Genomic DNA, 25,213 nt, shown 5'->3' on the forward strand with positions numbered 1-25,213 from the left:
GAGAAGAAGGCCATGCCTGAATTACCCGAAGTCGAAGTCACCCGGCGCAGTTTTGCCCATGCCATTGAAAACGCCACCGTGCAGGCAGTGCGTCTGGGTAAACCCCTGCGCTGGCCGCTGGGCTGTGCTCCCGAACTGCTGGTCGGTCGCAAGGTGCTGTCGGTGGGGCGGCGCGGCAAGTATTTATTGATCGGCCTGGATCATGGCGTGGTGCTGGTGCACCTGGGCATGTCGGGCAGCTTGCGTTTTGCCCCGGTATTGCCTGCCGCGGGCGTGCACGACCATTTTGATCTGGTGACCTCGCTTGGTACCTTGCGTTTGCACGATCCGCGCCGCTTTGGCGCCGTGGTGCATGTTGACAGCCTGGACGACCCGCAAGCGCGCAGGCTGCTGGGCCGACTGGGACCGGAGCCCTTGTCGGATGCGTTCGATGTGGCGCAGTTCCAGGCGCAGCTCAAGCGCCACCAGAGCGCCATCAAGACGGTGCTACTGGCCGGCGAGGCGGTGGTGGGCGTTGGCAACATCTATGCGTCTGAGGCGCTGTTTCTGGCGGGTATTCGCCCTACGGCGCGGGCTGCCAGGCTGAGCCGACCCAGGGCTGCGCGCCTGCATGCGGCCATTGTGAAAGTGTTGGGCCAAGCCGTGACCCTGGGCGGCAGCACGCTACGCGATTTCTCCAGCGCTAGCGGCCAGGCTGGCCATTTCCAGCTGCAGACCATGGTTTATGGCCGGGCCGGTTTGCCCTGCCATCTCTGTGCCAGCCCGGTGCGCTTGATCAAGCAAGGCCAGCGTTCCACCTTCTATTGCGCCACTTGCCAAAAGCCCTGACATGTTTGTTGTGAGATTTTTCTGATGGACGGCTTTCTGGGATCGCAAGTGGTGCACTGGCAGGCGCTTTTCGGGCGCCACGATTTGCCCTGGCAAAACACGCGTGACCCGTACCGCGTCTGGCTCTCGGAGATCATGCTGCAGCAAACGCAGGTGGTGACGGTGCAAGCCTACTTTGCGCGCTTTCTGGCGCGGTTCCCCGAAGTGCATGCGCTGGCGCAAGCGCCGCTGGACGATGTGCTGCACCTGTGGGCCGGCATGGGCTATTACAGCCGCGCGCGCAACCTGCACCGCTGCGCACAGGATGTGATGAGCCTGCACGGTGGCGTCTTTCCACGCACCGCGCAGCAATTGCAGACCCTGCCGGGAATTGGCCGCTCTACGGCTGCGGCCATTGCCGCGCTGTGCTTTGGCGAGCGGGTGGCCATTCTGGATGGCAATGTCAAACGAGTGCTGACGCGCTATCTGGGCTTTGCCGATGATCTGGCGCAGCCCGCGCACGAGCGCCGCTTGTGGGAGCTGGCCACGCAACTGTTACCTTCCGCGCCGGTGTTGCGCGATATGGCGCGCTACACCCAGGGCATGATGGACTTGGGGGCGACGCTGTGCAACAGCAAAAATCCGGCGTGCCCGGCTTGCCCGCTGGCGACGCGCTGTGTGGCCAAGGCTTTGGGTTCGCCCGAGAAATTCCCGGTCAAGACGCGCAAACTCAAACGCAGCGCCCAGTCGATCTGGCTGTTGTGGGCGCTGGCCGATGATGGTGCGGTCTGGCTGAGCCCGCGGCCCACGCCCGGCGTCTGGGCGGGCCTGTATTGCCTGCCCTTGTTCGAGGACCGGCGGGAATTGCAAGCCGTGGTGGGACAGCCCGGCGGGTCAGCGCTAAAAGACTTGTCACCGTTCAAGCATGTGCTGACACATAAAGACCTGTATTTGCACCCGGTGCTGCTCCGGTTGCAGGAACGGCAAATACTGCCGATTGAGGGGCAATGGGTTGACGCCGCGCAACTGGCTCGGCTCGGCTTGCCAGCGCCGATCAAGAAATTACTGTCCTGATGCTTTGCGGGTCAGACCACTCGCGCAGCAACGTGCTCTGAACCCAACTCATCTGATGCTTTGAGGGTCAGACCACTCGCGTAGCGACGTGCTCTGACCCCAACTGATCAAGATGCCAGCTCGCGGTGCCGCTTGAGCGTGCTCCAGCGCGGAGCGAACAGGACGTTCAACTGCTCCACCAGATAGACCGAACGGTGCTGACCACCGGTGCAGCCGATAGCCACGGTCACATAGCTGCGGTGGTTGCGCGCCATCGCTTCCAGCCAGTGGCCCAGAAAGGCATGGATCTGATCCAGCATGGCTTGCACATCGGTTTGTTTTTGTAAAAATTCGATCACCGGGTCGTCGCGCCCGGTCAGCTCGCGCAGGCCCGGTTCGTAATGCGGATTGGGCAGCATGCGAACGTCAAAGACAAAGTCGGCATCGTTGGGCACGCCGCGTTTGAAGGCAAACGATTCGAACACCAGCGTCAATTGGTCATCGGGGGCACGGATGAAGGACTTGACGTAGCTTTGCAGTTGGGTGGGACGGATGATGCTGGTGTCGATGACGTGGGCATCGGTGCGCAGTTCGGTCAGCAGCTCGCGTTCCAGCTCAATGGCTTCGGCCAGCGCCCGGTGCTGGTCCTGGCCGTGGTTCGGTGCGTCGGTTTTGGACAGGGGATGGCGCCGCCGGGTCTCGGAAAAACGGCGCATCAGCGTGTCGGTGCTGGCATCCAAAAAAATGGAGTCCACCTGCAAACCCTGGTTCTTGAGCTGGGTCAGTTGTTTGGGAACCAGCGGCAAGGAGCCCGCGCTGCGCACATCCATGGCAATGGCGAGCTGGCCGGCATGGTTGGTGCGTTCCAGTTCGATCAGGGGCAGCAGGAGCTCGGGGGGCAGGTTGTCAACGCAGTAAAAGCCCAGGTCTTCCAGCGCATTGAGCGCCACCGACTTGCCCGAGCCAGACATGCCCGTGATCAGTACCAGATGCATTTTGTTGGTTGGCAGGCTCATGTTGATCTAGCTTTCCTGACTTTGCAGCATTTCGCGCGCATGGGCCAGCGTGCTGTTCAACAGGCGCTCGCCGCCCAGCATGCGCGCCAGTTCTGCCACGCGCGCCTCGTTGTCCACCGCGCTGACCGAGCTTAGGGTGATACCGCCCTGTAGCTGTTTGCTCACCACCAGATGGTGGTCGGCGCAAACCGCCACTTGCGGCAGGTGCGTGACGGCCAGCACCTGGCGGTCCTGCCCAAGTTGCTTCATTAACAGCCCCACGGTTTCTGCCACGGCGCCGCCAACGCCGGCATCCACCTCGTCAAAAATCAGCGTTTGGGCCGTGCCTAGCTGGCTGGTGGTGACCGAGATGGCCAGCGCGATACGCGACAACTCGCCGCCGGAGGCCACCTTGTTGACCGCTCGCGGTGTGCTGCCCGCGTGTCCCGCCGCCAGAAACGTTACCTCTTCGAGGCCGCTTTGCAGCGCCTGGCCAGCGCGCTGCACATCCACCTCGAATTGCCCGCCCGGCATGCCCAGACTCTGCATGGCGCGGGTGATGGCCTGCGCCAGTTTGGGCGCGTTTTGGGTGCGTGCCCGGGTCAACCCTTGGGCTTCATTCGCATAAGCCTGCCAGGCTGCCTCCAGCGCGTTTTCCAGCGCCTGCACGTCGGCGCTGGCATCAAGTTGTGTCATTTCCTGCTGCCAGCTGGCTAGCAGTTGCGGCAACTCATGCGGGCTGCGCTTGTAGCGCCGCGCTGTCGAGAGCCACAGCCCCAGGCGGTCGTCAAGCTCTGCGAGCCGCTGAGGGTCGAGTTCGGTGTTGCGCAAGTAGCTGCGCAGGACGTGCGCGCTGTCCTGCACCTGCGCCAGGCTCGAGGACAGCACCTCGGCCAGTTCCTTGAAATAGGGTTCCAGGTGTTGCTGCTGCTGCAGCAGCTGGCAGGCATGGCTGATGCGCTCGATCGCGTTGCCTTCGTCTTCGTCCAGCGTCAGGGCGGCGGCCTGGGCGGCGTCGAGCAGGGCCTGCGCGTTGGCCAACCGGGTGTGCTCGGTATTGAGCGCAGGCCACTCGTCGAGCGCGGGGGCCAGCTTGTCGAGTTCGCCAATCTGCCAGCTCAGGCGCTCGCGCTCGCGCAGCAGCGAGTCCTGCGAGTCGCGTGCCAGTTCCAGTTGGCTTTGCGCCGCGCGCCATTGGTGCCATTTTTCCGCTACTGCCGCGGTTGACACCTGGGCATAGGCATCGAGCAGGCTGCGCATTGCGTCCGGGCGCGTCAGGCTTTGCCAGGCGTGCTGCCCGTGGATGTCGAGCAACTGCTCGCCGAGCTGGCGCAACTGCGTGGCGGTGGCCGGGCTGCCGTTGATCCAGGCGCGGTTTTTGCCCTGGGCGTCGAGCGTGCGGCGCAGCAGCAGCGTGGCCTCCGATTCAAACCCGGCGTCCTCCAGCCATTGCGTCACGCTGGAAGTGCTGTCAAACTCGGCGCTCACCTCGCAGCGGCTGGCCCCTTCGCGAATCAGGTTGATGTCGGCGCGGCCCCCGGTGGCCAGCTGCAGGGCATCGATCAAAATGGATTTGCCGGCGCCGGTTTCACCCGTCAACACGGTGAAACGGCTGCCAAATTCAAGGTCGAGTTCGCTGACGATGACAAAGTCGCGCAGCACCAGGCGTTTCAGGCTCACGTTGCGGCCACTCCCTCGTTCCAGTGCAGTTTTTCGCGCAAAGTGTCGAAGTAAGACCAACCCTGCGGGTGCAAAAAACGCACATGGTGCTTGGAGCGCGTGACCTCGATGCGGTCACCGTGCATCAGGGAGGCCAACGACTGCGTGTCAAAACTGGCGCTGGCGTCCCGGCCCGAGACGACCTCGATGGCGATTTTGGAGCTGTTGGCCAGCACGATCGGCCGGTTGGACAGGGTGTGCGGCGCAATCGGCACCATCACCCAGCCCGGAATCGACGGGTGCAGCAGCGGCCCACCCGAAGACAACGCGTAAGCGGTGGAGCCGGTCGGCGTGGCAATGATCAGGCCATCGGCGCGCTGGTTGGCCACGAAATGGCCGTCCACCTCGACCCGCAGTTCCACCATGCCCGAGGAGGCCCCGCGGTTGACCACTACATCGTTCATGGCCGTGGCGTGGTAAACGCAATCACCGTCACGCAACACCTGGGCGTCGATCAGGCTGCGGTGGTCTTCCACGTAAGCGCCGCGCAGCATTTGCGCCAGACTGGTGGCAAAACTGCCATAGGGCACATCCGTGATAAAGCCCAGGCGCCCCTGGTTGATGCCGATCAGCGGCACACCGTAGGGTGCCATTTGGCGGCCAATGCCGAGCATGGTACCGTCACCCCCCACCACCAGTGCCAGATCACACTGTTTGCCAATTTGCGCCACGCTCAAGGCCGGATAGTCGGTGAGACCCATGTTGAGGGCGGTATCCTGTTCAAGCGCGACATCGCAGCCCTGGTCATCCAGAAAACGGGCCACTGCCAACAGGGCTGCGCGCGAGTTGGCGCCGCTGGTGCTGGCGGTGGTGGTCTGGTATCTGCCGACCAAGGCGACATGCTGGAATTTGGACTTCATTCGCAAATTACATCACTAAAATGAAACCATGCTCGATGATCGTGCCAAGTTATTGCTCAAAGCGCTGGTAGAGCGCTACATTGCCGACGGCCAGCCGGTAGGCTCGCGCACCCTGTCGCGCGCCTCGGGCATGGACCTGTCGCCTGCCACTATCCGCAATGTCATGTCGGACCTGGAGGAACTGGGCCTCATCGCCAGCCCGCACACCTCGGCCGGGCGCATTCCCACGGCGCGCGGCTATCGGCTGTTTGTCGATACCATGTTGACGGTGCAGCGTGGCCAGATCGGCACGCCCAGCCTGGCGCATGATCAGCCGCAAAAAGTCATCTCCAACGCGGCCAACCTGTTGTCGAGCCTGTCGCAGTTTGTTGGCGTGGTGATTGCGCCGCGACGCACCTCGGTGTTCAGGCACATCGAGTTTCTGCGGCTGTCGGAGCGGCGCCTGCTGGTGATCATCGTGTCGCCCGAAGGCGACGTGCAAAACCGCGTGATCTTTACCGAGGTGGACTACACCCAGTCGCAACTGGTCGAGGCGGCGAACTACCTCAATACCCATTTCGTCGGACTGGCCATCGAGCAGGTGCGCGAGCGCCTGAAAAACGAGGTGGATAACTTGCGCGTGGAAATTGCCAGTCTGATGAATGCCGCCGTGGCGGCCAACACCGAGGCCATGACCGAGGCGCAGGACGAGGTGATCATTTCGGGCGAAAAAAACCTGCTGTCGGTCAGCGATTTCTCCAACGATATGAGCCACCTGCGCCGTGCCTTCGACCTGTTCGAGCAAAAAGCCCAGTTGATGCGGCTGCTCGACGTCACCGGCCAGGCCGAAGGCGTGCGCATCTTCATCGGCGGCGAAAGCAAGGTGGTGCCGTTTGAAGACCTGTCGATCGTCAGCGCGCCCTATGAGGTGGACGGCCAGGTGGTGGGCACGCTGGGCGTGGTCGGCCCGACCCGCATGCCGTACGACCGCATGATCCAGATCGTCGATATCACCTCCAAACTGGTCAGCAACGCGCTGAGCCACCACAAATAGCGATCTCCAGCCCCGTACAATCCGCGGTTCGGTCGGGCCGTTAGCTCAGTTGGTTAGAGCAGAGGACTCATAATCCTTTGGTCCACAGTTCAAGTCTGTGACGGCCCACCAATCCACTTATCAAACCCGTTCCACGCATTTCGCTTTGATGTGACGCTCGCAGACTGAATCTTGAACAGAGCACGACATGCATACATCCCGGCCCATTGAATTGCACGGTCAACCCATTGCTGGCGGCAAGTTTCCGCTGGTCTGCACCCCGCTGGTGGGCCGCACCCTGGACCAACTCATGACCGAACTGGCCACCGTGCTGCCCAAGCAGCCCGACGTACTGGAGTGGCGCGTTGATTTCTTTGAAGCCATTGGCAACACCCCTGCAGTCATCACCGCAGCGCAGGCCATCAAGCAAGCGGCAGGCAATATCCCTTTGCTGTTTACGCGCCGCTCTACCGTCGAAGGTGGCGAAAAAATAGTCATCAACGAAGCGCAGGTGATTGCCATGTACACGGCTGTGTGCGAGAGCAAAAGCATTGACCTGATCGACTATGAAATGGCCAACGACTCGACCAACATCGCGCAGGTGTGTGCCGTGGCCAAAGCCAACGACGTCAAGCTGGTACTGTCCTATCACAATTTTTCATCTACGCCAAACCTCGAAACCTTGGCAACAAAGTTTCTGACGGCCGAGCAATTGGGTGCCGATGTGGCCAAGGTGGCCGTGATGTCGCGCGATCCGGATGATGTAGTGACCCTGTTGACTGCTACCCGGGAAGCCAGCAAAAAGCGACGCATTCCACTTATCAGCATGTCGATGGGACCTCATGGCGCGCTCACTCGCCTGTTTGGCTGGGCCTTTGGTTCAAGCCTGACCTTTGCCGTCGGCGCTGCCAGTTCGGCACCCGGCCAAGTGCCCATTGAAGACCTGAACACGGTGCTGGCAATTGTGCAGAAGTCGATGGGCGACAAGTAGGCCGTTCATGACCGATCCCAAAGCCAACATCCCTGATCCACGCGCCGTGTTGCGTAGCCTGTTCGACGCGGCCATTGCTGCCGCCCAGCCCGCTGTGTGCCTGCCGCCGCATTTGCCGCCGCCACCCAAAGGTCGCACCATCGTGATCGGCGCCGGCAAGGCGTCGGCAGCCATGGCGCTGGCGCTTGAAGCCCATTGGCTGGGCCCGCTCGAAGGTCTGGTGGTGACGCGCTACGGCTACCAGCAGCCATGCCAGCGCATCGAGATCGTGCAGGCGTCCCACCCGGTGCCCGATGATGCAGGTCTGGCGGCATCAAAACGCATCGCTGATTTGGTGACCGGTTTGAAGGCGGATGACCTGGTGGTTGCCCTGATCTCGGGCGGCGGCTCCTCGCTGCTGGTGGCGCCAGGCGCGGGTCTGACGCTGGCCGACAAACAGGCGGTGAACAGCGCGCTGCTTGCCAGTGGCGCCACCATTGCCGAAATGAACTGCGTGCGGCGCCATCTGTCGAGCCTTAAAGGTGGCCGGTTGGGCGCACTGTGCCATCCGGCAAAACTTCTCACGCTGCTGATCTCGGACGTGCCGGGCGATGCACCGATGGACATTGCCTCAGGTCCCACCGTGACGGATTCAACCACCTGCGCCGAGGCGCTTGACATCATTGCGCGCTACCGTATTGATGTCTCGGCACCGGTGCGTGCGCTGCTGGAGAGTGGCCAAGGTGAAACCGTCAAGCCCGGCGATGCACGGCTGAAGGGCAGTGAAGTGCGCATGGTCGCGGCACCACAAATCGCCCTCGAGGCGGCGGCCCAAGTGGCTCGCGCGGCTGGCCTGACGCCCTACATTCTGGGCGACAGCCTGGAGGGCGAGGCGCGCGACGTGGCCAAGGTGCTGGCCGGCATCACGCGCCAGGTGGTGTTGCACAACCAGCCTTTTGCGGTGCCTTGCGTGCTGCTCAGCGGCGGTGAAACCACGGTCACCATTCGCGACCTGCGAGGTACTGGCCGCGGAGGGCGCAACGTGGAGTTTTTACTGGCTTTGGCGGTGGCACTGGGCAAGCTGGATGGCGTTTACGCCTTGGCCGGGGATACCGACGGTGTCGATGGCATTGAAGAAATTGCCGGTGCCGTGCTCACGCCGGACACCATTGCCAGAGCCTGGGCAATGGGCCTGAACCCGCGCACTTACCTTGACCACAACGACGCCCACAGTTTCTTCCAGGCGCTGGGTGACTCGGTGGTGACCGGCCCGACCCTGACCAACGTCAACGACTTCCGGGCGATCCTGGTTGAGCGCCATCTTTCGATCAAATAAGTACACTCGGGCACCTGAAATGTCGAGGCTCAAGGTTGACTGCAACCTGCAGCAGATCGACGGCATGCGCAGCGCTTGGTCAGCGCTCCCTATTTTTTCAGCATGAAAGATCAAAACAATGCGCCGATGGCTGATCCGGAAAGTGCGTCGATGGTTTGGCTTGAGCATCAACATGCTGGTGCCGCTGCTGGCCGTTGTCATTGGCGCCGCGATGCTGTTGATCGACCCGCCGCTGTTGCAAACCCTGCGCCAGACCGTCTTTGACCAGTACCAGCGGGTCCATCCGCGCGTCTATCAGCCCGCGCCGGTGCGGATCATTGATATCGATGAGGAAAGCCTTGCCAGAATCGGTCAATGGCCCTGGCCGCGCAGCCGGGTTGCCGAACTGGTCGAGCGCCTGCGCCAGGCGGGTGCTGCCGCCATCGGCTTCGACGTGCTGTTTGCCGAGCCGGACCGCACCTCGCCCAAAGCCATGCTGGGCATCTGGAACCTGCCCGACACAACGCGGCGCAGCATCGCCAGCCTGCCGGATCATGACCATCTGTTGGCCTCTGCCATGGAGCCGGGTGGTGTGGTGCTTGGTTTTGCCCTGGAGCGCGATGGAACCAGGGGGGCGGACCTGCCAGCCCAGAATTACCGCTATGTGATGATGGGTGACTCGGCCTTGCCCTTTGCCCATGCGTTTGCCAGTGCCGTGCCGTCCCTGCCCCTGCTGAGCGCTGCGGCTGAGGGCAACGGCGTGATGACTTTTGTGCCAGACAACGATGGCGTGGTGCGTCGCGTGCCGCTGCTGCTGCGCCTGGGCGATGCGCTGGTGCCGTCGCTGGCGGCAGAGGTGCTGCGCGTTGGCCAGGGCGCGCAAAACTACCTGGTGCGCACCTCCGAGACGCCGGGCGTCGGCATGACGGAGGTGAAGATCGGCCAGTTCACGGTGCCAACGACGTCCGCGGGCGAAACATGGGTGCACTACACCAGGCCGGTCAAGGAGCGCACTATTTCGGCCTGGAGAATTCTGGCGAACGAAATACCAGATGCCGAGTTGCAGGGCAATCTGCTGCTGGTCGGCACGTCGGCGCAGGGCTTGATGGACCTGCGCTTCAGTCCGCTCGGAGGTGTCATGCCGGGGGTTGAGGCACACGCGCAGATGCTCGAGCAGGTACTCACTGACAGCTACCTCTATCGGCCGGCCTGGGCCAATTCGATCGAGGCCCTGACCATCATTATCGGCAGCATGACACTCGGCATTCTCGGTCTGGTCACGGGTGCGCTGGCCTCCGCGCTGCTCACGCTGGCGGTGATCGCGGGCATCATCTGGGGCGGCTGGGTGGCCTTTATCGACCACCGCTTGTTGCTGGATCCGGTCACGCCGTCGCTTGGCATTTTCAGTGCCTTCATGCTGTCGAGCCTGATGCACCATTTTTCCAGTGAGCGGCGCCAGCGTTTTGTGAAACAGGCCTTTTCACGCTATGTGTCGCCCAATCTTGTGTCCTACATCGTGGATCATCCGACAGAACTTGAACTCGGCGGTCAGCGTCAGGAATGCAGCTTCATATTTACCGATCTGGTCGGTTTTACCACCCTGATGGAAAAGATTGATCCGGCTGAGGCAGTCGCGCTGCTCAATGCGTACCTGGATGACATGATCGCCATTGCGTTCCAGTTTCATGGCACGCTGGACCGGATCGTTGGCGACGCGGTTGCCATCATGTTTTCGGCACCGGTGCGCCAGCCAGATCACCGGCAACGCGCTTTGAGTTGCGCACTTGCCATGCAGCGCTTTGCCACCAAATATTCGGAAGATTTACAGGCCAAGGGTGTGCCATTCGGGCACACCCGCATCGGGATTCATACCGGCGAAGTCATTGTCGGCAACTTCGGGGGTTCGACGATCTTTGACTACCGTGCGCTCGGCGACCCGGTCAACACCGCTTCCCGGCTCGAAGCCGTCAACAAGCACCTTGGCACGCGGGTTTGCGTGTCGGAGGCCACGCTGTCTGGCTGCACCGGGGTGGTTACACGCCCGGTGGGACGCCTGGTGCTCAAAGGCAAGTCCAAGCCGCTGATGGTGTTTCAACCCATCCATGAAGGGCTGGAAATCCCGGGTGCGCCGCTGGTCGATCCGCAATATGCCGCTGCCTATGCTCTTTTAAACAAGGACCCGGTCGCGGCACGCGCCGCTTTTGAACAACTGGCGCAGGAGCGCCCGACCGATCCGCTGGTGCATTTGCATCTGCGCCGCTTGCAGGACAACCAGACCGGCGACCTGATCGTGATGACAGAAAAGTAAACGCCCGCGCCGCGGATCAGCGCAACGTCACTTCACCGCGGCGGTTGAGCGGTTCGGAAGTGTTGTCAGGGGTGGCAACCTGGAGGCTGCGCTCGCCGTAAGACTCGATGGTCATGGTCAGGTCTTTAATCCCGAGCTTTTGGAAACTTTTGGCCAAGGCCTGCGCCCGTTTGAGACCTAGGGCATCGTTGCGCCTGGCGTCGGCCTTGGTATCGGTATGGCCGATCAGCCAGATGTCAAGAGCCTGGCGCGCACGCGCCTTATCGAGAACTTTAGGGAGCAGCGCCCTGGATTCCTGGGTCAGCTGCGTGCTCCCCTGGTTGAAATAGAAGATGAATTTCTCAGGGATGGGAGGACGCGCCGCGATGGCAGAACCGAAATCTGCCCTGACTTTTGCCTCGCTCACTTCAATCGGGACACCTCCATCCAGGGAGACGGCCTGACCTGCCTTGGTCAAAACCTGTTCTCCCTGTTTGCCCTGCACCAGGACCCGGCCAACGCTGCCGTCCGGACTCGGGATCAGCACCACGTAGGAACCCGGGCCTTTGGTCGCGTACCTGGCCTTGATGGCGTCCACCGTGTCCACCACGGTCACTTCCTGCGAGCATAAATCAGCGGGGTCGATGCCGTCACGGTCCTGACCCGCCTCGTCTGCGCTGGGCATGTCGGCGCGCTGGACGCCCAGTGATGCCACCAACTTGCCCATGCCGGCCAGCGTGCGCGCTTGCGCCAACGTATGGTTGTGGCGGGCATTGATGTAGGCGCGACTCGCTTCATAGGATTCTTTTTGGCTGTCCAGCACGTCCAGCAGGGTACGCTGACCGATGTCGAACTGCTGGCGATAGGCCTCGCGCGATTTTTCTGTGGCCAGCCGGTGTAGATTCAGATGGCGCTGCTGCTCGGCCAGGCTGCGCACGTCGCTGTAGGCGATAGTCAGCGTCTGGCGCACATCTCGGCAGGCTTTTTCCTGCAGGTTGCGCGCCTCGGCCTTCTGGTCCTGCGCCTGGTGTTTTTTGGCGCTGTCGGAGCCGCCGCGGTAAAGGTTGTAGTTGAGGATCAGTTCGAGTCCCTTGAGCTCGGTCGTGCCAAGGTCCCCCGACAGATTTTCGTCCCGACTCGCGTAGCCTCGCAGATCCACGCGCGGCATGAAAGCGGCTCGTTGCGAGGTTACGGCCTGTTGGTAGGCTCGCGTATTTTCCAGGGCGGCATTCAGGGTCGGGCTGCCTGTCAAACCTTGCTGCAACAGCGCCTCGGTGCTGGCCGGCATGCTGCCCAGATTGAACGGTTCAGGCAGTCTCGCCAGACTGACGGGTGGTTTCTCGCCGACCACGTGCAGGTAGCGTGTGTTGGCATCGTGCAGGCTGGTCAGTTCGGCCAGCAGGCTGGATTCGGCCAGTGCCAGTCGACCGCTGGCCTGTTCGACGTCGGCACCGCGACCTACGCCGCCCCTGGCACGCTCCTCGACCAATTGGGCCGATTGTTTGTGCTCGGCGTAATTCTGTGTGGCAGCTTCCACCTGTTCCTTGAAACGCACCACATCAACATAGGCGCGCACCGCTTCCAGTGCGGTGGTCTCGGAGATTTCTGCAAGTTCGTAATAGCGAACAAGTTTGGCATAGCCCAGGCGCTTGACCTCGCTGGGAGTGAACAGGCCGTCAAACAGCATCTGGTTGAGCGTCAGCTGAGCGCTGTTGATGTTGTAACGGCCGTAATTGGTGGTGGGGGTTGTGCGGTTCTCCCTGCCCACCGAAGCTTTCAAATCGAGTTGGGGAAAATAACCGGCGCGTGCTGTCGCTTGTTCTTGTCCGGCCGCCTTGAAGCCGTTCCAGCGCGCCTGCACTTCAGGATTGGTCAGAACTGCCTGGCGTGTGGCTTTGATCAGTGCCTCTGGCAAGGGCTGGGCTTGTATGCCCCAAGTGGCCAGCAGGGCCAGCGTCAAGGCTGTCAACTTTGCTTTGGCAATCATAGGAACCCCCTGAAATGCTTGGTTTGATGAATCAGTTGCTCTTGGCAGGCTCTTCAATGTTGAGCAGGAATTGCGTACCGCGCACTCCAATGGTACCGGTAGGCGTCTTGACCGTGACGGCTTCGGGCTTGAGCTTGGCGATCAGGCCGGAGACGTAGTTCAGACTGCCCTTGTCGAGCCGGGTGCCCAGTTTGAGTTGGCCCTGTGCCGGTGCAAAAAGATATTCATCGACCGTCATTTCAGTGTCGGGTCCGAAGGACATCAAGGTGTTGTCTTTGAACGTCACGCCCATGCTTGCCGCCTTGGCGGTCTTGAGCTGGCTGCCCAGATGCACGTCGGTGCCAATCTTTGCCTTGACACGTTGCCCCGTGGTGATCACCCACGCGTCGCCGGTCACAGTCTTGACCGTGCCGACCTTCTCGGCCTGGGCTTGGGCTTGGGCTTGGGCTTGGGCCTGGGACAGGCTCGAAGCCCATGTCAGCGACAAAACCATCACTGCCGTCAGAACTGGCCGTAGGTGTATCTTCATTTTTATCTGCTCCTTGAAAGCTGCGTTTGTATCCGACTTTGACCATCCTTGCAAACCAGGTTTGCAAAGTGGTCTTTGGCCCAATATCGGTGCATCAGCAAGAGGCAAACAAGCTGAATTGGTGCGATGGGTTGAGCTTCCTACAGGCTGTGTTCCAGCGCCAGCAATGCCGTTTTGCGCGACACGGCAATTTCTGCACAAGCGCGAACGGTGGCGCGTACCATGTCGCGGTCCAGCGTCTGCAAAAACGCGCGCGGGGTTGCTTGACCGTCAAACATCAGTTGCGCCTGCGCCATCGCCTGTTGGGTGCCGTGGTGCCCCAGTGACCGATAGACGAATTCCGTCAATGGCGATGCCGTCAGGTCGTTGATGGATTCAAGGATGTGTTCATTTTCAAACAGCGTGACCAATTCGGCGTTGACAGGTTGCCCTGTGGGCGCTGGTGGCAACAGAGCTTCTATCTGGTCCGGTTCCCCATCGGAGGGCGCCCTGTCGCCCAAAAAAATACCGATCGGACAATCTGTCCCGGAGCTCAGGGCCAGCGCCTCGACGATGGCCATCGAGGTCAGGATGGCGGCCAGATAATCGCGCGAAAAAGCAATGTTCTTTTTTACTGCTGTGACCATGTCGCCCAAGGTTATTGCGTCGGGCTGGTCGCCATAACTTTGGCAGACATGGTCGGGATTAAGGTTCTTCAAGAATGAGTCCATGCGCATCAAGGCGCCCCGGTACTCCTGAATGGAGCAGAAAGTAAGAGCTGCAAAATGGGGCATGGACTCTTCGATCAGCAACAAGGTGTTGGACAAGCATCGACCTGGGTTGGCTGCGGTAAAGCCGGAAAGATCGCGATTGGCAAACAGGACGGCATCCGTGACAACCGTCGTCACGAAGTTGGCGGTCTGCTGTTCGGAAAGGGACGGCTCAGCCGCGTGCCGGCTGCAGCAAGCACGGATGCGCTGCGCCAACGTCTGCGCGGCCGTCTTTCCGTTTTCGTCGGGCGCCCTGAAGGGAATTGTCATCTCGATGCAGGCGACCACGGCCATCAGTTGCCTTTCGCTCATGTAACGCTGCAGAACGCGAGCCGCCAACGCGGCGCTGAGAAATTCATTCATGCCTTTTTGCGGTGGCAGAATTTGTCCCGGGGCGAAGCCGAAAATGTCGGCACACAGGGCGAGCGCCTTGTCCCCAGGCTCGATCTCGCGCAATATCAGTGCGTCATTTTCGGAATGCGTGACGCCATCGAGCAAAGTGGCCGTCTGTGCCGATAAACCGCCGTCGAGCTGGCAATACACCACATCATGGAAAAGAGCCGCCAGCACCTGGGCCGGCTTCATGCCCTCGCTCAGGTGCAAAACATGCCTGGTGGTGTGGAAAGCCCGTTTCTTGGCACTCATAGCTGATTGGACCAAAATGGCCAGTCGCTCGACCTCCGGCATCGGCACCGGGACCGACAAGGCCTGGAATGCCTCATCGAACAAAATAACAATACGATTGATCGTTGCAATAGCCACGCGGTCTTGCTCCTCGGTTCACCCGCACAGCCTGTTGGCTGTCGAAAGTGAGCGCATTTGAACACGAACCTCGGCCCGGTTACGAGCGCCCCGTTCCCCATGACTGCAACAGGGCAATGCTGCGCTGCGGTAACATCGCCTGCCCAGCCAAGTCGCGCCTGTGACTGGCCACAAATGCCCGCGATGGCTGCTACCAGACACTTTGATGAACGCCCCCTCACCGCTCAGCCACTTGATACCTGCTGGCGCCATTGCGCAGCATGTGCCCGAACGCATCCGCGAAATTCCGTACAACTACACCTCGTTTTCTGATCGCGAAATTGTCATTCGGCTGCTGGGTGCGCCGGCCTGGGGCTGGCTCAACAAGCTGCGAGAAGAACGCCGTACCGGCCGTTCGGCGCGCATGTTGTACGAGGTGCTGGGCGACATCTGGGTGGTGCAGCGCAACCCCTATCTGCAGGACGACCTGCTCGACAACCCGAAGCGCCGGGTGCTGCTGGTGCAAGCCTTGCAGCACCGCTTGGGCGAAGTTCAAAAACGCCGCACGCCTGCGGATGACCCTGAGCGCGATGCGCTGGTGGGGCAGTTGCTCGCCGCCGCCGGAAAGGCCGTGCAAGCCTTTGATGCCAATTTTGTCGAGACCGCCACGCTGCGCCGCCAAGCCCAAAAAGTGCTGGCCAGGTTGACAGCCAAGGACAACATCAAGTTTGACGGCCTGAGCCGCGTCAGCCATGTGACCGACGCCACCGACTGGCGCGTGGAATACCCGTTTGTGGTGCTGACGCCAGATTCGGAAGCCGAAATGGCGCATCTGGTCAAGGGTTGTATCGAGCTGGGCTTGACCATCATCCCGCGTGGTGGCGGCACGGGTTATACCGGCGGCGCGATTCCGCTGACCTGGAAAAGCGTGGTCATCAACACCGAAAAACTGGAGGCCATGACCGAGGTCGAGATGCGCCAGCTGCCAGGGCTGGACCATCAAGTGGGCACGGTCTGGACCGAAGCCGGCGTGGTGACCAACCGCGTGGCCCATGCGGCCGAGCGCGCGGGTTTTGTCTTCGCGGTGGATCCCACCTCGGCCGATGCCTCGTGCATTGGCGGCAACATTGCCATGAACGCGGGTGGCAAAAAAGCCGTGCTGTGGGGCACCTCGCTGGACAACCTGGCGAGCTGGCGCATGGTGACGCCGCAGGCCGAGTGGCTGGAGGTGACGCGCCTGAACCACAACATGGGCAAGATTCATGATGTCGATGTGGCCAGCTTCGAGCTGCAGTATTTCACGGCCGATGGCAAAACCCCCCTTCGCACCGAGCGGCTCGACATTCCCGGCAAGACCTTCCGCAAGGAAGGCCTGGGCAAGGATGTGACCGACAAGTTCCTCAGCGGTCTGCCCGGTATTCAAAAAGAAGGTTGCGATGGCCTGATCACCAGTGCGCGCTGGGTGGTGCACAAGATGCCCCAACACACACGTACCGTGTGCCTGGAGTTTTTCGGCAACGCCAAGGATGCCGTGCCTTCAATCGTCGAAATCAAGGACTTCATGTTCGCCGAGCAAAAACGCTCGGGCGTGGTACTTGCCGGGCTGGAGCACCTGGACGACCGCTACCTGAAGGCGGTGGGCTACACCACCAAGAGCAAGCGCGGTGCCGCCTTGAGCGTTGGCGGCGTGCCCAAAATGGTGCTGTTTGGCGACATTGCCGGCGAGGATGCCGATGACGTGGCGCGCGTTACCAGCGAGGTGGTGCGGCTGGCCAATTCGCGCAGCGGTGAGGGCTTTGTCGCCATCAGCCCCGAGGCGCGCAAGAAATTCTGGCTCGACCGCAAGCGCACGGCGGCCATCAGCCGCCACACCAACGCCTTCAAGATCAACGAAGACGTGGTGATTCCGCTGCCGCGCATGGCCGAGTACACCGACGGCATTGAGCGCATCAACATCGAGCTGAGCTTGCACAACAAGCTGGCGCTGTGCGATGCGCTGGAAGAATTTTTTACCCAGGGTCATCTCCCTGTGGGCCGGCAGGACGATGCCAGCGAGTTCAGTGCCGAAGAGCTGCTGGAAGACCGCGTGGCCCAGGCGCTGGCGCTGCTGGATGAGGTGCGCACCCTGTGGGCCGGTTGGCTGCGCGATGTCGCGCCGCTGTTCCCCCAGCTGCAAGACCATTCCCTGCGCGCCAGCTGGAAGATGCAAATCCGCCAGCCGCTGCAGCAGATTTTCAGTGGCGTGGCGTTTGAGGCGATTCTGAAAGAGTGCAACGCCATTCACCAGCGTGTGCTCAAGGGCCGCGTTTGGGTGGCGTTACACATGCACGCCGGTGACGGCAATGTGCACACAAATATCCCGGTCAACAGTGATGACTACGAGATGCTGCAAGCGGCCCACGGTGCGGTCAAACGCATCATGGCGCTGGCGCGCAGCCTGGACGGCGTGATCTCGGGTGAACACGGTATTGGTATCACCAAACTGGAATTCTTGAGCGATGCTGAGCTGCAGCCGTTCACCGACTACAAGGCAAAAGTCGATCCCGACGGGCGTTTCAACAAGGGCAAGCTGCTGCGCGCAGACCAGACGCAAGCGGCCTTGTATGCCGACCTGACCAACGCCTACACCCCCAGCTTTGGCCTGATGGGGCATGAGTCCCTGATCATGCAGCAGAGTGACATTGGCGCCATTGCCGACAGCGTGAAAGACTGCCTGCGCTGTGGCAAGTGCAAACCGGTGTGTTCCACCCATGTGCCGCGTGCCAACCTGCTGTACAGCCCGCGCAACAAGATTCTGGCTACCAGTTTGCTGGTGGAAGCCTTTTTGTACGAAGAGCAAACGCGCCGAGGTGTCAGCATCAAGCACTGGCAGGAATTTGAAGAGGTGGCCGACCACTGCACCGTGTGTCACAAGTGCCTGAGCCCCTGCCCGGTCAACATCGACTTTGGTGACGTGTCCATGGCCATGCGCAACCTGCTGCGCAAAATGGGCAAAAAGACCTTCAGGCCCGCCGGGTCGGCAGCCATGTTCATGCTCAACGCCACCAACCCCGAGACCATCAAACTGGCGCGCTCGGTGATGGTCAACGTGGCCATCAAGGCGCAGCGCATGACTGCCGACGTGCTGAAAGTGATGGGCCGCAAGCAGACCAAGGCACCGCCGGCCACGCTGGGCACGGCGCCCATCAAGGAGCAGGTGATCCACTTCATCAACAAAAAGCTGCCCGGCGGCCTGCCCAAAAAGACTGCGCGCGCCTTGCTCGACATCGAGGACAAGGACTACGTGCCGATCATCCGCGATCCCAAAACCACCACCTCCGAAACCGAGGCGGTGTTTTATTTCCCGGGGTGCGGCTCCGAGCGCCTGTTCAGCCAGGTCGGTCTGGCGACCCAGGCCATGTTGTGGCATGCCGGCGTGCAAACCGTGCTGCCGCCGGGTTACCTGTGCTGCGGTTACCCGCAGCGCGGCGGCGGCCAGTTTGACAAGGCCGAGAAAATGATCACCGACAACCGGGTGCTGTTCCACCGGGTTGCCAACACGCTGAACTATCTCGACATCAAGACCGTGGTGGTGAGCTGCGGCACCTGTTATGACCAGTTGCAGGGTTACAAGTTTGAAGAGATCTTCCCGGGGTGCCGCATCATCGACATCCACGAATACCTGCTGGAAAAAGGCATCACGCTTGCCAACGCCGGGGCGTTTTTGTTTCACGACCCGTGCCACAGCCCGATGAAGCTGCAGGAGCCGCTCAAGACCGTGAAGGCCTTGCTGGGTGACAACGTGATCCAGTCCGAGCGTTGTTGTGGCGAGTCCGGCACGCTGGCCCTGAACCGGCCCGACATCTCGACCCAGGTGCGTTTTCGCAAGGAAGAAGAGATTTTGAAAGGCGAAGCACGGTTGCGCCAGATCCCCGGTGTGGGCGCCAAGGACAACATCAAGATATTGACGTCTTGTCCTGCTTGTCTGCAGGGATTAAGCCGCTTTGGCGAAGACCTGCAAAACGGCTTGCTGGAGGCTGATTACATCGTCGTAGAAATGGCCAATCAGGTTCTGGGCGAGCAGTGGATGCCTGATTACGTCAGGGTTGCCAACGACGGTGGCATCGAGCGGGTGCTGGTTTGAATTCAACGACTATTTTTAAGAGGTGACACAACATGGCAGCTTTACAAAGCGGCGCACCGGCGCCAGCAGATATCACGGTGCACGGTCAGTCGAGGGTGCTTGAAATCAGTTTCAACGACGGCGCACGGTTTCGCATCCCGTTTGAGTTGATGCGTGTCTATTCGCCTTCCGCCGAGGTGGCGGGTCACGGGCCAGGCCAGGAAACCCTGCAGACCGGCAAGCGTGACGTCACCTTGACAGGGCTGGAGCCCGTGGGCAACTACGCCGTGCAACCCTCGTTTTCAGATGGTCATGACACGGGTATTTTTTCTTGGGACTATCTTTATTTTCTGGGCTCGCAGCAGGACAAGCTGTGGGTCGACTACAACGCACGGCTGGCTGCGGCGGGCGTGGATCGTGACGCACCAATGGCCGAAAAAGCGGGCAGCAGTTGCGGTCATTGAGGTGGCTCCCCGGGTTGAATTAGCTATTTAATGGATAGTATTCATTGCCCAGCGGGTGAGCCCCGGAAGCAGTTTCATGCTATTTGCCACAGTCCGTCAAAGTTCTTCGGGGCTAGCACTTTGAGCCCCTGCGTTTCATCATTAACATCATTGCCATGAGCACCACACATTTTGGTTTCCGTACCGTTGAAGAGGCTGAAAAAGCCAGCCATGTCAAAGGGGTTTTTGACTCTGTTGCGCCCAAATACGATGTCATGAACGACCTCATGTCGATGGGCCTGCATCGCCTCTGGAAGGCGTACACCGTGACGGTGGCCAACGTGCATGAGGGCGACAAGGTGCTTGATATAGCGGGGGGCACCGGTGACCTGGCCCTGGCTTTTTCAAAAAAAGTGGGCTCGAGCGGCGAGGTGGTGCACACCGACATCAATGAAGCCATGCTGCGCACCGGCCGTGACCGCCTGGTCGATGCCGGTGTGGTATTGCCCACGCTGGTGTGCGATGCTGAAAAACTGCCGTTTCCTGACAACCATTTCAACCTGGTCACCGTGGCGTTTGGCCTGCGCAATATGACGCACAAGGACCAGGCTCTCGCCGAGATGAACCGGGTGTTGCAACCCGGTGGCAAATTGCTGGTGCTGGAGTTTTCCAAGGTGGCCAAGCCGTTGGGAAAAGCCTACGACTGGTATTCCTTCAAGGTGCTGCCCAAGTTGGGCGAGTGGGTGGCTGGGGACGCCGCCAGCTACCAGTACCTGGCCGAGTCGATTCGCATGCACCCCAGCCAAGAAGAGCTCAAATCCCTGATGAAGGCTAATGGCTTTGGCCACGTGGATTACCACAACCTGACCGGTGGTCTGGTAGCCTTGCACGTCGGTATCAAATGTTGAGTTGAGTCAACGTGTTGGCCGCCTGATTATTTTTTATTGGTTCATGAAATTTGGAGATGGTATGAAACGATGGCTTCCTATGGTGACGATTTGCCTGATGCTGGTGGCAGGGCATGCCGATGCCGCCAAACGCTTTGGCGGCGGCATGTCGTTTGGCAAACAGTCGAGCAACGTGACGCAACGCCAGGCCGCGCCCGCCGCGCCTACGCAGGGTGCCGCGAATTCGGTTCCCAAATCGCCCGCGACTACCGCCCCGGTGGCTCCCAGGAAGCCCTGGGGCGCCATGTTGGGCGGTTTGGCTGCGGGTTTGGGCCTGGCCTGGTTGGCCAGTTCGCTGGGTATGAGTGAAGCCATGGGTCAGGTGCTGATGTTTGCCCTGCTGGCGATGGCGATCATGGCGGCACTGAGCTGGTTCATGCGGCGCAAAAATCAGGGATTGCAGCCCGCAGCATCGCCTTTTGCATTTCAGGGCGCTGGCGCCGCTGGCGAGGCCTCCATGCCCACCGGTTACCGTCCGGAAAACGTGGGCAATGATGCGTCTGCGCGCCCTTGGGAACGCAACGCGACGGCCTTCGACGGCACCCTGTCTGGTTCGACCTCTGCTGCATCAGGTTCCATGATCGGTTCCGGCCTGTCGGGTTCACAAACCTGGGGCATTCCGGCTGGTTTTGATTCCGACGGGTTTTTGCAGGCGGCGAAGTCCAATTTTGTCTCGCTGCAGGCGGCCTGGGACAAGTCGGACATCCCGGCGCTGCGCGTCATGATGACCGACACCATGCTCAAGGAAATTCAGGCGCAACTGGCCGAACGCGAAGTCCATACGGGCGGACCCATCAATCAGACCGAAGTCGTGATGATCGAGGCGCATTTGCTCGGCATTGAAGACCTCGGGGACGATTATCTGGCGAGCGTCGAGTTCACCGGGGTGATTCGGGAAGAGCCTTCGGCTAGCCCCAGCCCGTTCCGCGAAGTCTGGAACATGATCAAGCCCAAAAACGGTCGCAGTGGCTGGCTGGTGGCAGGGGTTCAGGCCCTGCAATAAGCTCAAGCTTCCGATTTCAGGGAATAATGGGGTCTATGGCAACACAGACCCCTTTTTCTTTTTTGGAGAGTTTTGCTGAAAAACTCCCGCTCCCCAAATTTGCACCGCCGGCCTGGGCCGTCAATGAGGCCCAGCGCCGCATTGTTTTGCTGCTCAACCATGTGTTGATGCAGGAAAGCGAAGCCATGACCCGGTTGGCGCGCCACAAGGACCAGATCGTGCTGGCGCAATGGCGTACGTTTTACTTCAAGCTGGTCGCCACGCCGGCGGGCTTGCTTGATCTGGCTGACCCCGATGCCAAGCCTGACCTGGTGTTGACGGTGACTGACGAATCGCCGCTGGCGCTTGCGCAGGCGGTCTTCAAGGGCGAAAAACCTGCGGTGCGCATTGAAGGCGATGTGCAACTGGCGGCTGAGGTGAACTGGCTGGCCGAGCATGTGCGCTGGGACATGGAAGAAGATCTGGCGCGCATCATCGGCGACGTGCCGGCCCACACCCTGGCCCAGATGGCCCAGACCATGAGCACAAGCCTGCGTGAATTTTTGGCCAAAGCAGCAGCGTTTGCGCCCGGCAAGTCGGCTAAATGACCAATATTTTTCGAGGCGCCTTCATCCTTTGGGTGATGTTGCGCAATGGCCTGGATGAGCTGGTGCTCACCAGCTTCAAGAAACCCTGGCTGTTGCGCATTGCCCGGCTGTTGACTCTGGGGCGCAAGCTAGACGCTCCCCGCGGTCAGCGCATCCGTCAGACCCTGGAGAGCTTGGGACCCATTTTTGTCAAGTTTGGCCAGGTGTTGTCCACGCGGCGCGATTTGCTTCCGGTTGACATTGCCGATGAGTTGGCCATGCTGCAGGACCGCGTGCCGCCATTCCCCAGCGAGGTGGCCATCAGCATCATCGAGCGCGCTTTCGGGAAGCCAGTGGACGATATTTTTGTCTCTTTCGAGCGCCAGCCGGTGGCCAGCGCTTCTATTGCGCAAGTGCATTTTGCGGTACTCAAGGACAGGCAGGGCATGCCCCAGGATGTCGCCGTCAAGGTGTTGCGACCGGGCATGTTGAAGGTAATCGACAAAGACCTGGACCTGTTGCGCATGATGGCTGGCTGGGTCGAAAGCTTTTCAGGCGATGGCAAGCGCCTCAAGCCCCTGGAGGTGGTGGCCGAGTTCGACAAATACCTGCATGACGAGCTCGATCTGGTGCGCGAGGCGTCGAGCGCGGCGCAACTGCGCCGTAACATGGCTGACCTCGAACTGGTGCTGATTCCCGAGATGTACTGGGATTACTGCATGCCCGAGGTGATCGTGATGGAGCGCATGAAGGGTGCGCCGATCAACCAAGTCGAGCGCCTGATTGCTGCCGGGGTTGACATCCCGAAGCTGGCGCGCGATGGCGTCACCATTTTTTTTACCCAGGTGTTTCGCGACGGATTCTTCCATGCCGACATGCACCCCGGCAACATTCAGGTGAGTCTGGATCCGGCCACCTTTGGCCGCTATATTTCGCTCGACTTCGGCATTGTCGGCACGCTGACCGAAGGTGACAAGGAATACCTGGCGCAGAACTTCATTGCGTTTTTTCGCCGTGACTACAAGCGCGTGGCCGAACTGCACATTGAATCGGGCTGGGTGCCTTCAGCCACTCGGGTGGACGAGCTCGAAGCCGCCGTGCGAGCGGTCTGCGAGCCTTACTTTGATCGGCCGCTGAAAGAGATTTCTCTGGGCATGATCCTGATGCGGCTGTTCCAGACTTCGCGCCGTTTCCAGGTCGAAATTCAGCCGCAGCTGGTGCTGCTGCAAAAGACACTGCTCAACATTGAAGGTCTGGGGCGCCAGCTCGATCCCGAACTGGACTTGTGGCATACCGCCAAGCCCTTCCTTGAGAAATGGATGGTGGACCAGGTTGGCCCCAAAAAATTGTTGAAGGAATTACGCAATGAAGCGCCGCGCTACGCCAAGATGCTGCCTGAATTGCCGCGCCTCTTGTTTGACTTTTTGCAACAGGCGCATTCCAAGACCAATTCGCTGGAACTGCAGGCATTACTGGCTGAGCAAAAACGGACGAACAAGCTGTTGCAAGCCATCATCTACGGCGGCATCGGCTTTGTGCTGGGTCTGATCGTGATGCAGATCCTGGCGCGAGTGCGGGTTTTTTAAGCGGCCGCACCCGTTGCGCGAGGGTTGCCGGGGTGCGACTTTATAATCTCAGGCTTTGCGACTCCTTCACTCAAGTCTGAACACCATGCCAATTTATGCCTACAAATGCAACGCCTGTGGCTTTGCCAGGGACGTGTTGCAAAAAATGTCTGATCCGGTGCTCACGGAGTGCCCCGCGTGCGGCCAGGCCAGCTTTGCCAAGCAGCTAACGGCCGCGGGCTTCCAACTCAAGGGTTCTGGCTGGTACGCCACCGATTTCAAGGGCGGCGGCGCAGCTGCCACCGCGACTGCACCCGCAGCTGCCGCACCACTGGCAGCTGCCGAAACGGCCAGCCCCACGGCCAAAGCTGACGCTGCGCCAGCATCAGCCGCCTGCGGTACCGGTTGTGCCTGTCACGGTTGAATCGAATTTCCTGGAAAGCCCCCGTGCCGTTTAAAAAATACCTGTTGACGGGCCTGCTGGTCTGGTTGCCGACGGCCATCACCTTCGGCGTGTTGTTGTGGTTGATGGAGTTGCTTGACGGCATTTTTATCGGCTTCGTGACCGTGTTGCAGGCGGTAATGCCCGCGTCCCTGATGACCATGCTGGAGTACTTCAAGCATATTCCGGGGCTCGGTGTCATCCTGGTTTTTGGCGGGCTGTTGCTCACTGGCGCGCTGGTGTCCAATGTGGCGGGGCGCTGGTGGTTGGTGCAGTGGCATCGTATTCAGACCAATATTCCGGTGTTCAAGACGATTTACAACAGCGTCAAGAAGGTGTCAGACACGCTGTTTTCCAGCAACGGCAATGCCTTTCGCACCGCCTTGCTGGTACAGTACCCGCGCCCTGGCGCCTGGACCATTGCGTTTCAGACCGGCACACCGGCCGGCGAGGTGGCCCTGCACCTGGGGCCTGACTTTGTCAGTGTCTATGTGCCCACCACACCCAACCCCACCAGCGGATTTTTTCTGATGTTGCCGCGCAGCGATGTGATCGAGCTCAAGATGAGTGTCGATGAAGCGCTGACCTATGTGATTTCGATGGGGTCGGTGGCGCCGATCGCGTCGGGTGCGGTAACCAAATAATTTTTTTGATAAACCCGCCACTTCTTCGAGGTGGCTTTAGAAAGCAGTTTTATGGCGATGCGCTCTCACTATTGTGGATTGGTCACTGAGGCCCTGATGGGCCAAACCGTGTCCCTATGTGGTTGGGTCAACCGTCGGCGTGACCACGGCGGTGTGATTTTTGTCGATGTGCGCGACCGGGAAGGCTACGTGCAGGTCGTTTGCGACCCGGACCGTGCCGAGATGTTTGGTGTGGCCGAAGACTTGCGCAACGAGTTTTGCATTCAGGTCAAAGGCCTGGTGCGGGCGCGCCCCGACGGCACGGTGAACAGCAACTTGAAGAGCGGCAAGATCGAAGTGCTGTGCCACGAGCTCAAGGTGCTCAATCCATCTGTCACACCGCCGTTCCAACTCGAGGAGGAAAACCTCAGCGAAACCACGCGCCTGACGCACCGGGTGCTGGATCTGCGCCGTCCCTACATGCAAGACAACCTGATG

Annotated in this window: 21 protein-coding genes and 1 tRNA gene; 16 read left to right on the forward strand and 6 right to left on the reverse strand. The window is 60.6% G+C overall.

Annotation, left to right across the window (positions count from 1 at the left end):
• The first annotated feature begins 12 nt into the window (after positions 1 to 12).
• Positions 13 to 828 (forward strand): bifunctional DNA-formamidopyrimidine glycosylase/DNA-(apurinic or apyrimidinic site) lyase, encoded by an 816-nt coding sequence (gene mutM, locus PHF15_RS10510; protein ID WP_300120959.1) that lies wholly within the window; start codon positions 13 to 15, stop codon positions 826 to 828.
• A gap of 24 nt (positions 829 to 852) precedes the next feature.
• On the forward strand, positions 853 to 1,881 hold the full coding sequence (gene mutY, locus PHF15_RS10515; protein WP_300120961.1) for an A/G-specific adenine glycosylase: 1,029 nt from the start codon (positions 853 to 855) through the stop codon (positions 1,879 to 1,881).
• A gap of 107 nt (positions 1,882 to 1,988) precedes the next feature.
• On the opposite strand, the gene rapZ is transcribed toward mutY, so the two are convergent.
• The 3 genes from rapZ to PHF15_RS10530 are packed head-to-tail and all read right to left on the reverse strand — an operon-like array spanning position 1,989 to position 5,434.
• Complete coding sequence (gene rapZ, locus PHF15_RS10520) at positions 1,989 to 2,876, reverse strand: RNase adapter RapZ (protein ID WP_300120963.1); 888 nt, start codon at positions 2,874 to 2,876, stop codon at positions 1,989 to 1,991.
• 6 nt (positions 2,877 to 2,882) lie between these two features.
• Positions 2,883 to 4,535 carry a DNA repair protein RecN gene (gene recN, locus PHF15_RS10525; RefSeq protein ID WP_300120965.1) on the reverse strand — a complete coding sequence of 551 codons (1,653 nt, stop codon included), beginning with the start codon at positions 4,533 to 4,535 and terminating at the stop codon, positions 2,883 to 2,885.
• Entirely contained in the window at positions 4,532 to 5,434 is a 903-nt protein-coding gene (locus tag PHF15_RS10530) for an NAD kinase (protein WP_300120967.1), read from the reverse strand. The genes recN and PHF15_RS10530 overlap by 4 nt, the downstream gene beginning before the upstream one ends.
• Positions 5,435 to 5,462: 28 nt before the next feature.
• Here PHF15_RS10530 and hrcA point away from each other — a divergent pair, with 28 nt between their 5' ends.
• The 5 genes from hrcA (at position 5,463) to PHF15_RS10555 (ending at position 11,039) form a co-directional block, all read left to right on the forward strand.
• Positions 5,463 to 6,467, forward strand: coding sequence for a heat-inducible transcriptional repressor HrcA (gene hrcA / locus PHF15_RS10535; protein ID WP_300120968.1), 1,005 nt, complete (start codon positions 5,463 to 5,465; stop codon positions 6,465 to 6,467).
• A 34-nt stretch (positions 6,468 to 6,501) separates the two neighbouring features.
• A tRNA-Ile gene (locus tag PHF15_RS10540) sits at positions 6,502 to 6,578 on the forward strand.
• A 76-nt stretch (positions 6,579 to 6,654) separates the two neighbouring features.
• Complete coding sequence (gene aroD / locus PHF15_RS10545; RefSeq protein WP_300120970.1) at positions 6,655 to 7,437, forward strand: type I 3-dehydroquinate dehydratase; 783 nt, start codon at positions 6,655 to 6,657, stop codon at positions 7,435 to 7,437.
• Between the two features lie 7 nt (positions 7,438 to 7,444).
• Complete coding sequence (locus PHF15_RS10550; protein WP_300120972.1) at positions 7,445 to 8,752, forward strand: glycerate kinase; 1,308 nt, start codon at positions 7,445 to 7,447, stop codon at positions 8,750 to 8,752.
• Between the two features lie 118 nt (positions 8,753 to 8,870).
• Positions 8,871 to 11,039 (forward strand): adenylate/guanylate cyclase domain-containing protein, encoded by a 2,169-nt coding sequence (locus PHF15_RS10555; RefSeq protein WP_300120973.1) that lies wholly within the window; start codon positions 8,871 to 8,873, stop codon positions 11,037 to 11,039.
• A 16-nt stretch (positions 11,040 to 11,055) separates the two neighbouring features.
• On the opposite strand, the gene PHF15_RS10560 is transcribed toward PHF15_RS10555, so the two are convergent.
• The 3 genes from PHF15_RS10560 to PHF15_RS10570 all read right to left on the reverse strand — a co-directional run bounded on the left by PHF15_RS10560 (position 11,056) and on the right by PHF15_RS10570 (position 15,045).
• The gene (locus tag PHF15_RS10560; RefSeq protein ID WP_300120975.1) at positions 11,056 to 13,005 is read right to left on the reverse strand and encodes a TolC family outer membrane protein; all 1,950 of its coding nucleotides are present in this window, start codon (positions 13,003 to 13,005) and stop codon (positions 11,056 to 11,058) included.
• A gap of 31 nt (positions 13,006 to 13,036) precedes the next feature.
• Entirely contained in the window at positions 13,037 to 13,534 is a 498-nt protein-coding gene (locus PHF15_RS10565) for a FecR domain-containing protein (RefSeq protein ID WP_300120977.1), read from the reverse strand.
• A 140-nt stretch (positions 13,535 to 13,674) separates the two neighbouring features.
• A complete protein-coding gene (locus tag PHF15_RS10570) occupies positions 13,675 to 15,045 on the reverse strand; it encodes a hypothetical protein (protein WP_300120979.1) in 1,371 nt (456 codons plus the stop codon).
• A 205-nt stretch (positions 15,046 to 15,250) separates the two neighbouring features.
• Between PHF15_RS10570 and PHF15_RS10575 the strand changes: the two genes are divergently transcribed.
• From PHF15_RS10575 to PHF15_RS10615, 9 genes are all read left to right on the forward strand, one after another.
• Positions 15,251 to 19,147: an FAD/FMN-binding oxidoreductase gene (locus tag PHF15_RS10575; protein ID WP_300120981.1), complete on the forward strand. Its 3,897-nt coding sequence runs from the start codon at positions 15,251 to 15,253 to the stop codon at positions 19,145 to 19,147.
• Positions 19,148 to 19,179: 32 nt separating this feature from the next.
• On the forward strand, positions 19,180 to 19,590 hold the full coding sequence (locus PHF15_RS10580) for a DUF971 domain-containing protein (protein ID WP_300120982.1): 411 nt from the start codon (positions 19,180 to 19,182) through the stop codon (positions 19,588 to 19,590).
• Positions 19,591 to 19,745: 155 nt separating this feature from the next.
• On the forward strand, positions 19,746 to 20,477 hold the full coding sequence (ubiE, locus tag PHF15_RS10585) for a bifunctional demethylmenaquinone methyltransferase/2-methoxy-6-polyprenyl-1,4-benzoquinol methylase UbiE (RefSeq protein WP_300120983.1): 732 nt from the start codon (positions 19,746 to 19,748) through the stop codon (positions 20,475 to 20,477).
• A 61-nt stretch (positions 20,478 to 20,538) separates the two neighbouring features.
• Entirely contained in the window at positions 20,539 to 21,519 is a 981-nt protein-coding gene (locus tag PHF15_RS10590) for a TIM44-like domain-containing protein (protein WP_300120984.1), read from the forward strand.
• 35 nt (positions 21,520 to 21,554) lie between these two features.
• Positions 21,555 to 22,106, forward strand: a complete 552-nt coding sequence (locus PHF15_RS10595; RefSeq protein WP_300120986.1) for a hypothetical protein — start codon at positions 21,555 to 21,557, stop codon at positions 22,104 to 22,106.
• The gene (ubiB, locus tag PHF15_RS10600; protein ID WP_300120987.1) at positions 22,103 to 23,671 is read left to right on the forward strand and encodes a ubiquinone biosynthesis regulatory protein kinase UbiB; all 1,569 of its coding nucleotides are present in this window, start codon (positions 22,103 to 22,105) and stop codon (positions 23,669 to 23,671) included. The genes PHF15_RS10595 and ubiB overlap by 4 nt, the downstream gene beginning before the upstream one ends.
• Positions 23,672 to 23,756: 85 nt before the next feature.
• Positions 23,757 to 24,074 carry an FmdB family zinc ribbon protein gene (locus PHF15_RS10605; RefSeq protein ID WP_300120989.1) on the forward strand — a complete coding sequence of 106 codons (318 nt, stop codon included), beginning with the start codon at positions 23,757 to 23,759 and terminating at the stop codon, positions 24,072 to 24,074.
• 23 nt (positions 24,075 to 24,097) lie between these two features.
• On the forward strand, positions 24,098 to 24,736 hold the full coding sequence (locus PHF15_RS10610) for a DUF502 domain-containing protein (protein ID WP_300120991.1): 639 nt from the start codon (positions 24,098 to 24,100) through the stop codon (positions 24,734 to 24,736).
• Positions 24,737 to 24,787: 51 nt separating this feature from the next.
• On the forward strand, positions 24,788 to 25,213 hold a 426-nt coding region (locus tag PHF15_RS10615; RefSeq protein ID WP_300120993.1), incomplete at its 3' end, for an OB-fold nucleic acid binding domain-containing protein.

This window comes from Rhodoferax sp., from assembly GCF_028689295.1.
Lineage (GTDB): Bacteria > Pseudomonadota > Gammaproteobacteria > Burkholderiales > Burkholderiaceae_C > Rhodoferax.

Excerpts from the sequence above, each read along its gene's own strand:
- PHF15_RS10530 (WP_300120967.1), bottom strand. The coding sequence starts at position 5,434 with ATGAAGTCCAAATTCCAGCATGTCGCCTTGGTCGGCAGATACCAGACC.
- rapZ (WP_300120963.1), bottom strand. The coding sequence starts at position 2,876 with ATGAGCCTGCCAACCAACAAAATGCATCTGGTACTGATCACGGGCATG.
- PHF15_RS10595 (WP_300120986.1), top strand. The coding sequence starts at position 21,555 with ATGGCAACACAGACCCCTTTTTCTTTTTTGGAGAGTTTTGCTGAAAAA.
- PHF15_RS10555 (WP_300120973.1), top strand. The coding sequence starts at position 8,871 with ATGCGCCGATGGCTGATCCGGAAAGTGCGTCGATGGTTTGGCTTGAGC.
- PHF15_RS10565 (WP_300120977.1), bottom strand. The coding sequence starts at position 13,534 with ATGAAGATACACCTACGGCCAGTTCTGACGGCAGTGATGGTTTTGTCG.
- ubiB (WP_300120987.1), top strand. The coding sequence starts at position 22,103 with ATGACCAATATTTTTCGAGGCGCCTTCATCCTTTGGGTGATGTTGCGC.
- ubiE (WP_300120983.1), top strand. The coding sequence starts at position 19,746 with ATGAGCACCACACATTTTGGTTTCCGTACCGTTGAAGAGGCTGAAAAA.
- hrcA (WP_300120968.1), top strand. The coding sequence starts at position 5,463 with ATGCTCGATGATCGTGCCAAGTTATTGCTCAAAGCGCTGGTAGAGCGC.
- PHF15_RS10575 (WP_300120981.1), top strand. The coding sequence starts at position 15,251 with ATGAACGCCCCCTCACCGCTCAGCCACTTGATACCTGCTGGCGCCATT.
- aroD (WP_300120970.1), top strand. The coding sequence starts at position 6,655 with ATGCATACATCCCGGCCCATTGAATTGCACGGTCAACCCATTGCTGGC.
- mutM (WP_300120959.1), top strand. The coding sequence starts at position 13 with ATGCCTGAATTACCCGAAGTCGAAGTCACCCGGCGCAGTTTTGCCCAT.
- PHF15_RS10605 (WP_300120989.1), top strand. The coding sequence starts at position 23,757 with ATGCCAATTTATGCCTACAAATGCAACGCCTGTGGCTTTGCCAGGGAC.
- PHF15_RS10580 (WP_300120982.1), top strand. The coding sequence starts at position 19,180 with ATGGCAGCTTTACAAAGCGGCGCACCGGCGCCAGCAGATATCACGGTG.
- mutY (WP_300120961.1), top strand. The coding sequence starts at position 853 with ATGGACGGCTTTCTGGGATCGCAAGTGGTGCACTGGCAGGCGCTTTTC.
- PHF15_RS10590 (WP_300120984.1), top strand. The coding sequence starts at position 20,539 with ATGAAACGATGGCTTCCTATGGTGACGATTTGCCTGATGCTGGTGGCA.
- PHF15_RS10560 (WP_300120975.1), bottom strand. The coding sequence starts at position 13,005 with ATGATTGCCAAAGCAAAGTTGACAGCCTTGACGCTGGCCCTGCTGGCC.
- PHF15_RS10550 (WP_300120972.1), top strand. The coding sequence starts at position 7,445 with ATGACCGATCCCAAAGCCAACATCCCTGATCCACGCGCCGTGTTGCGT.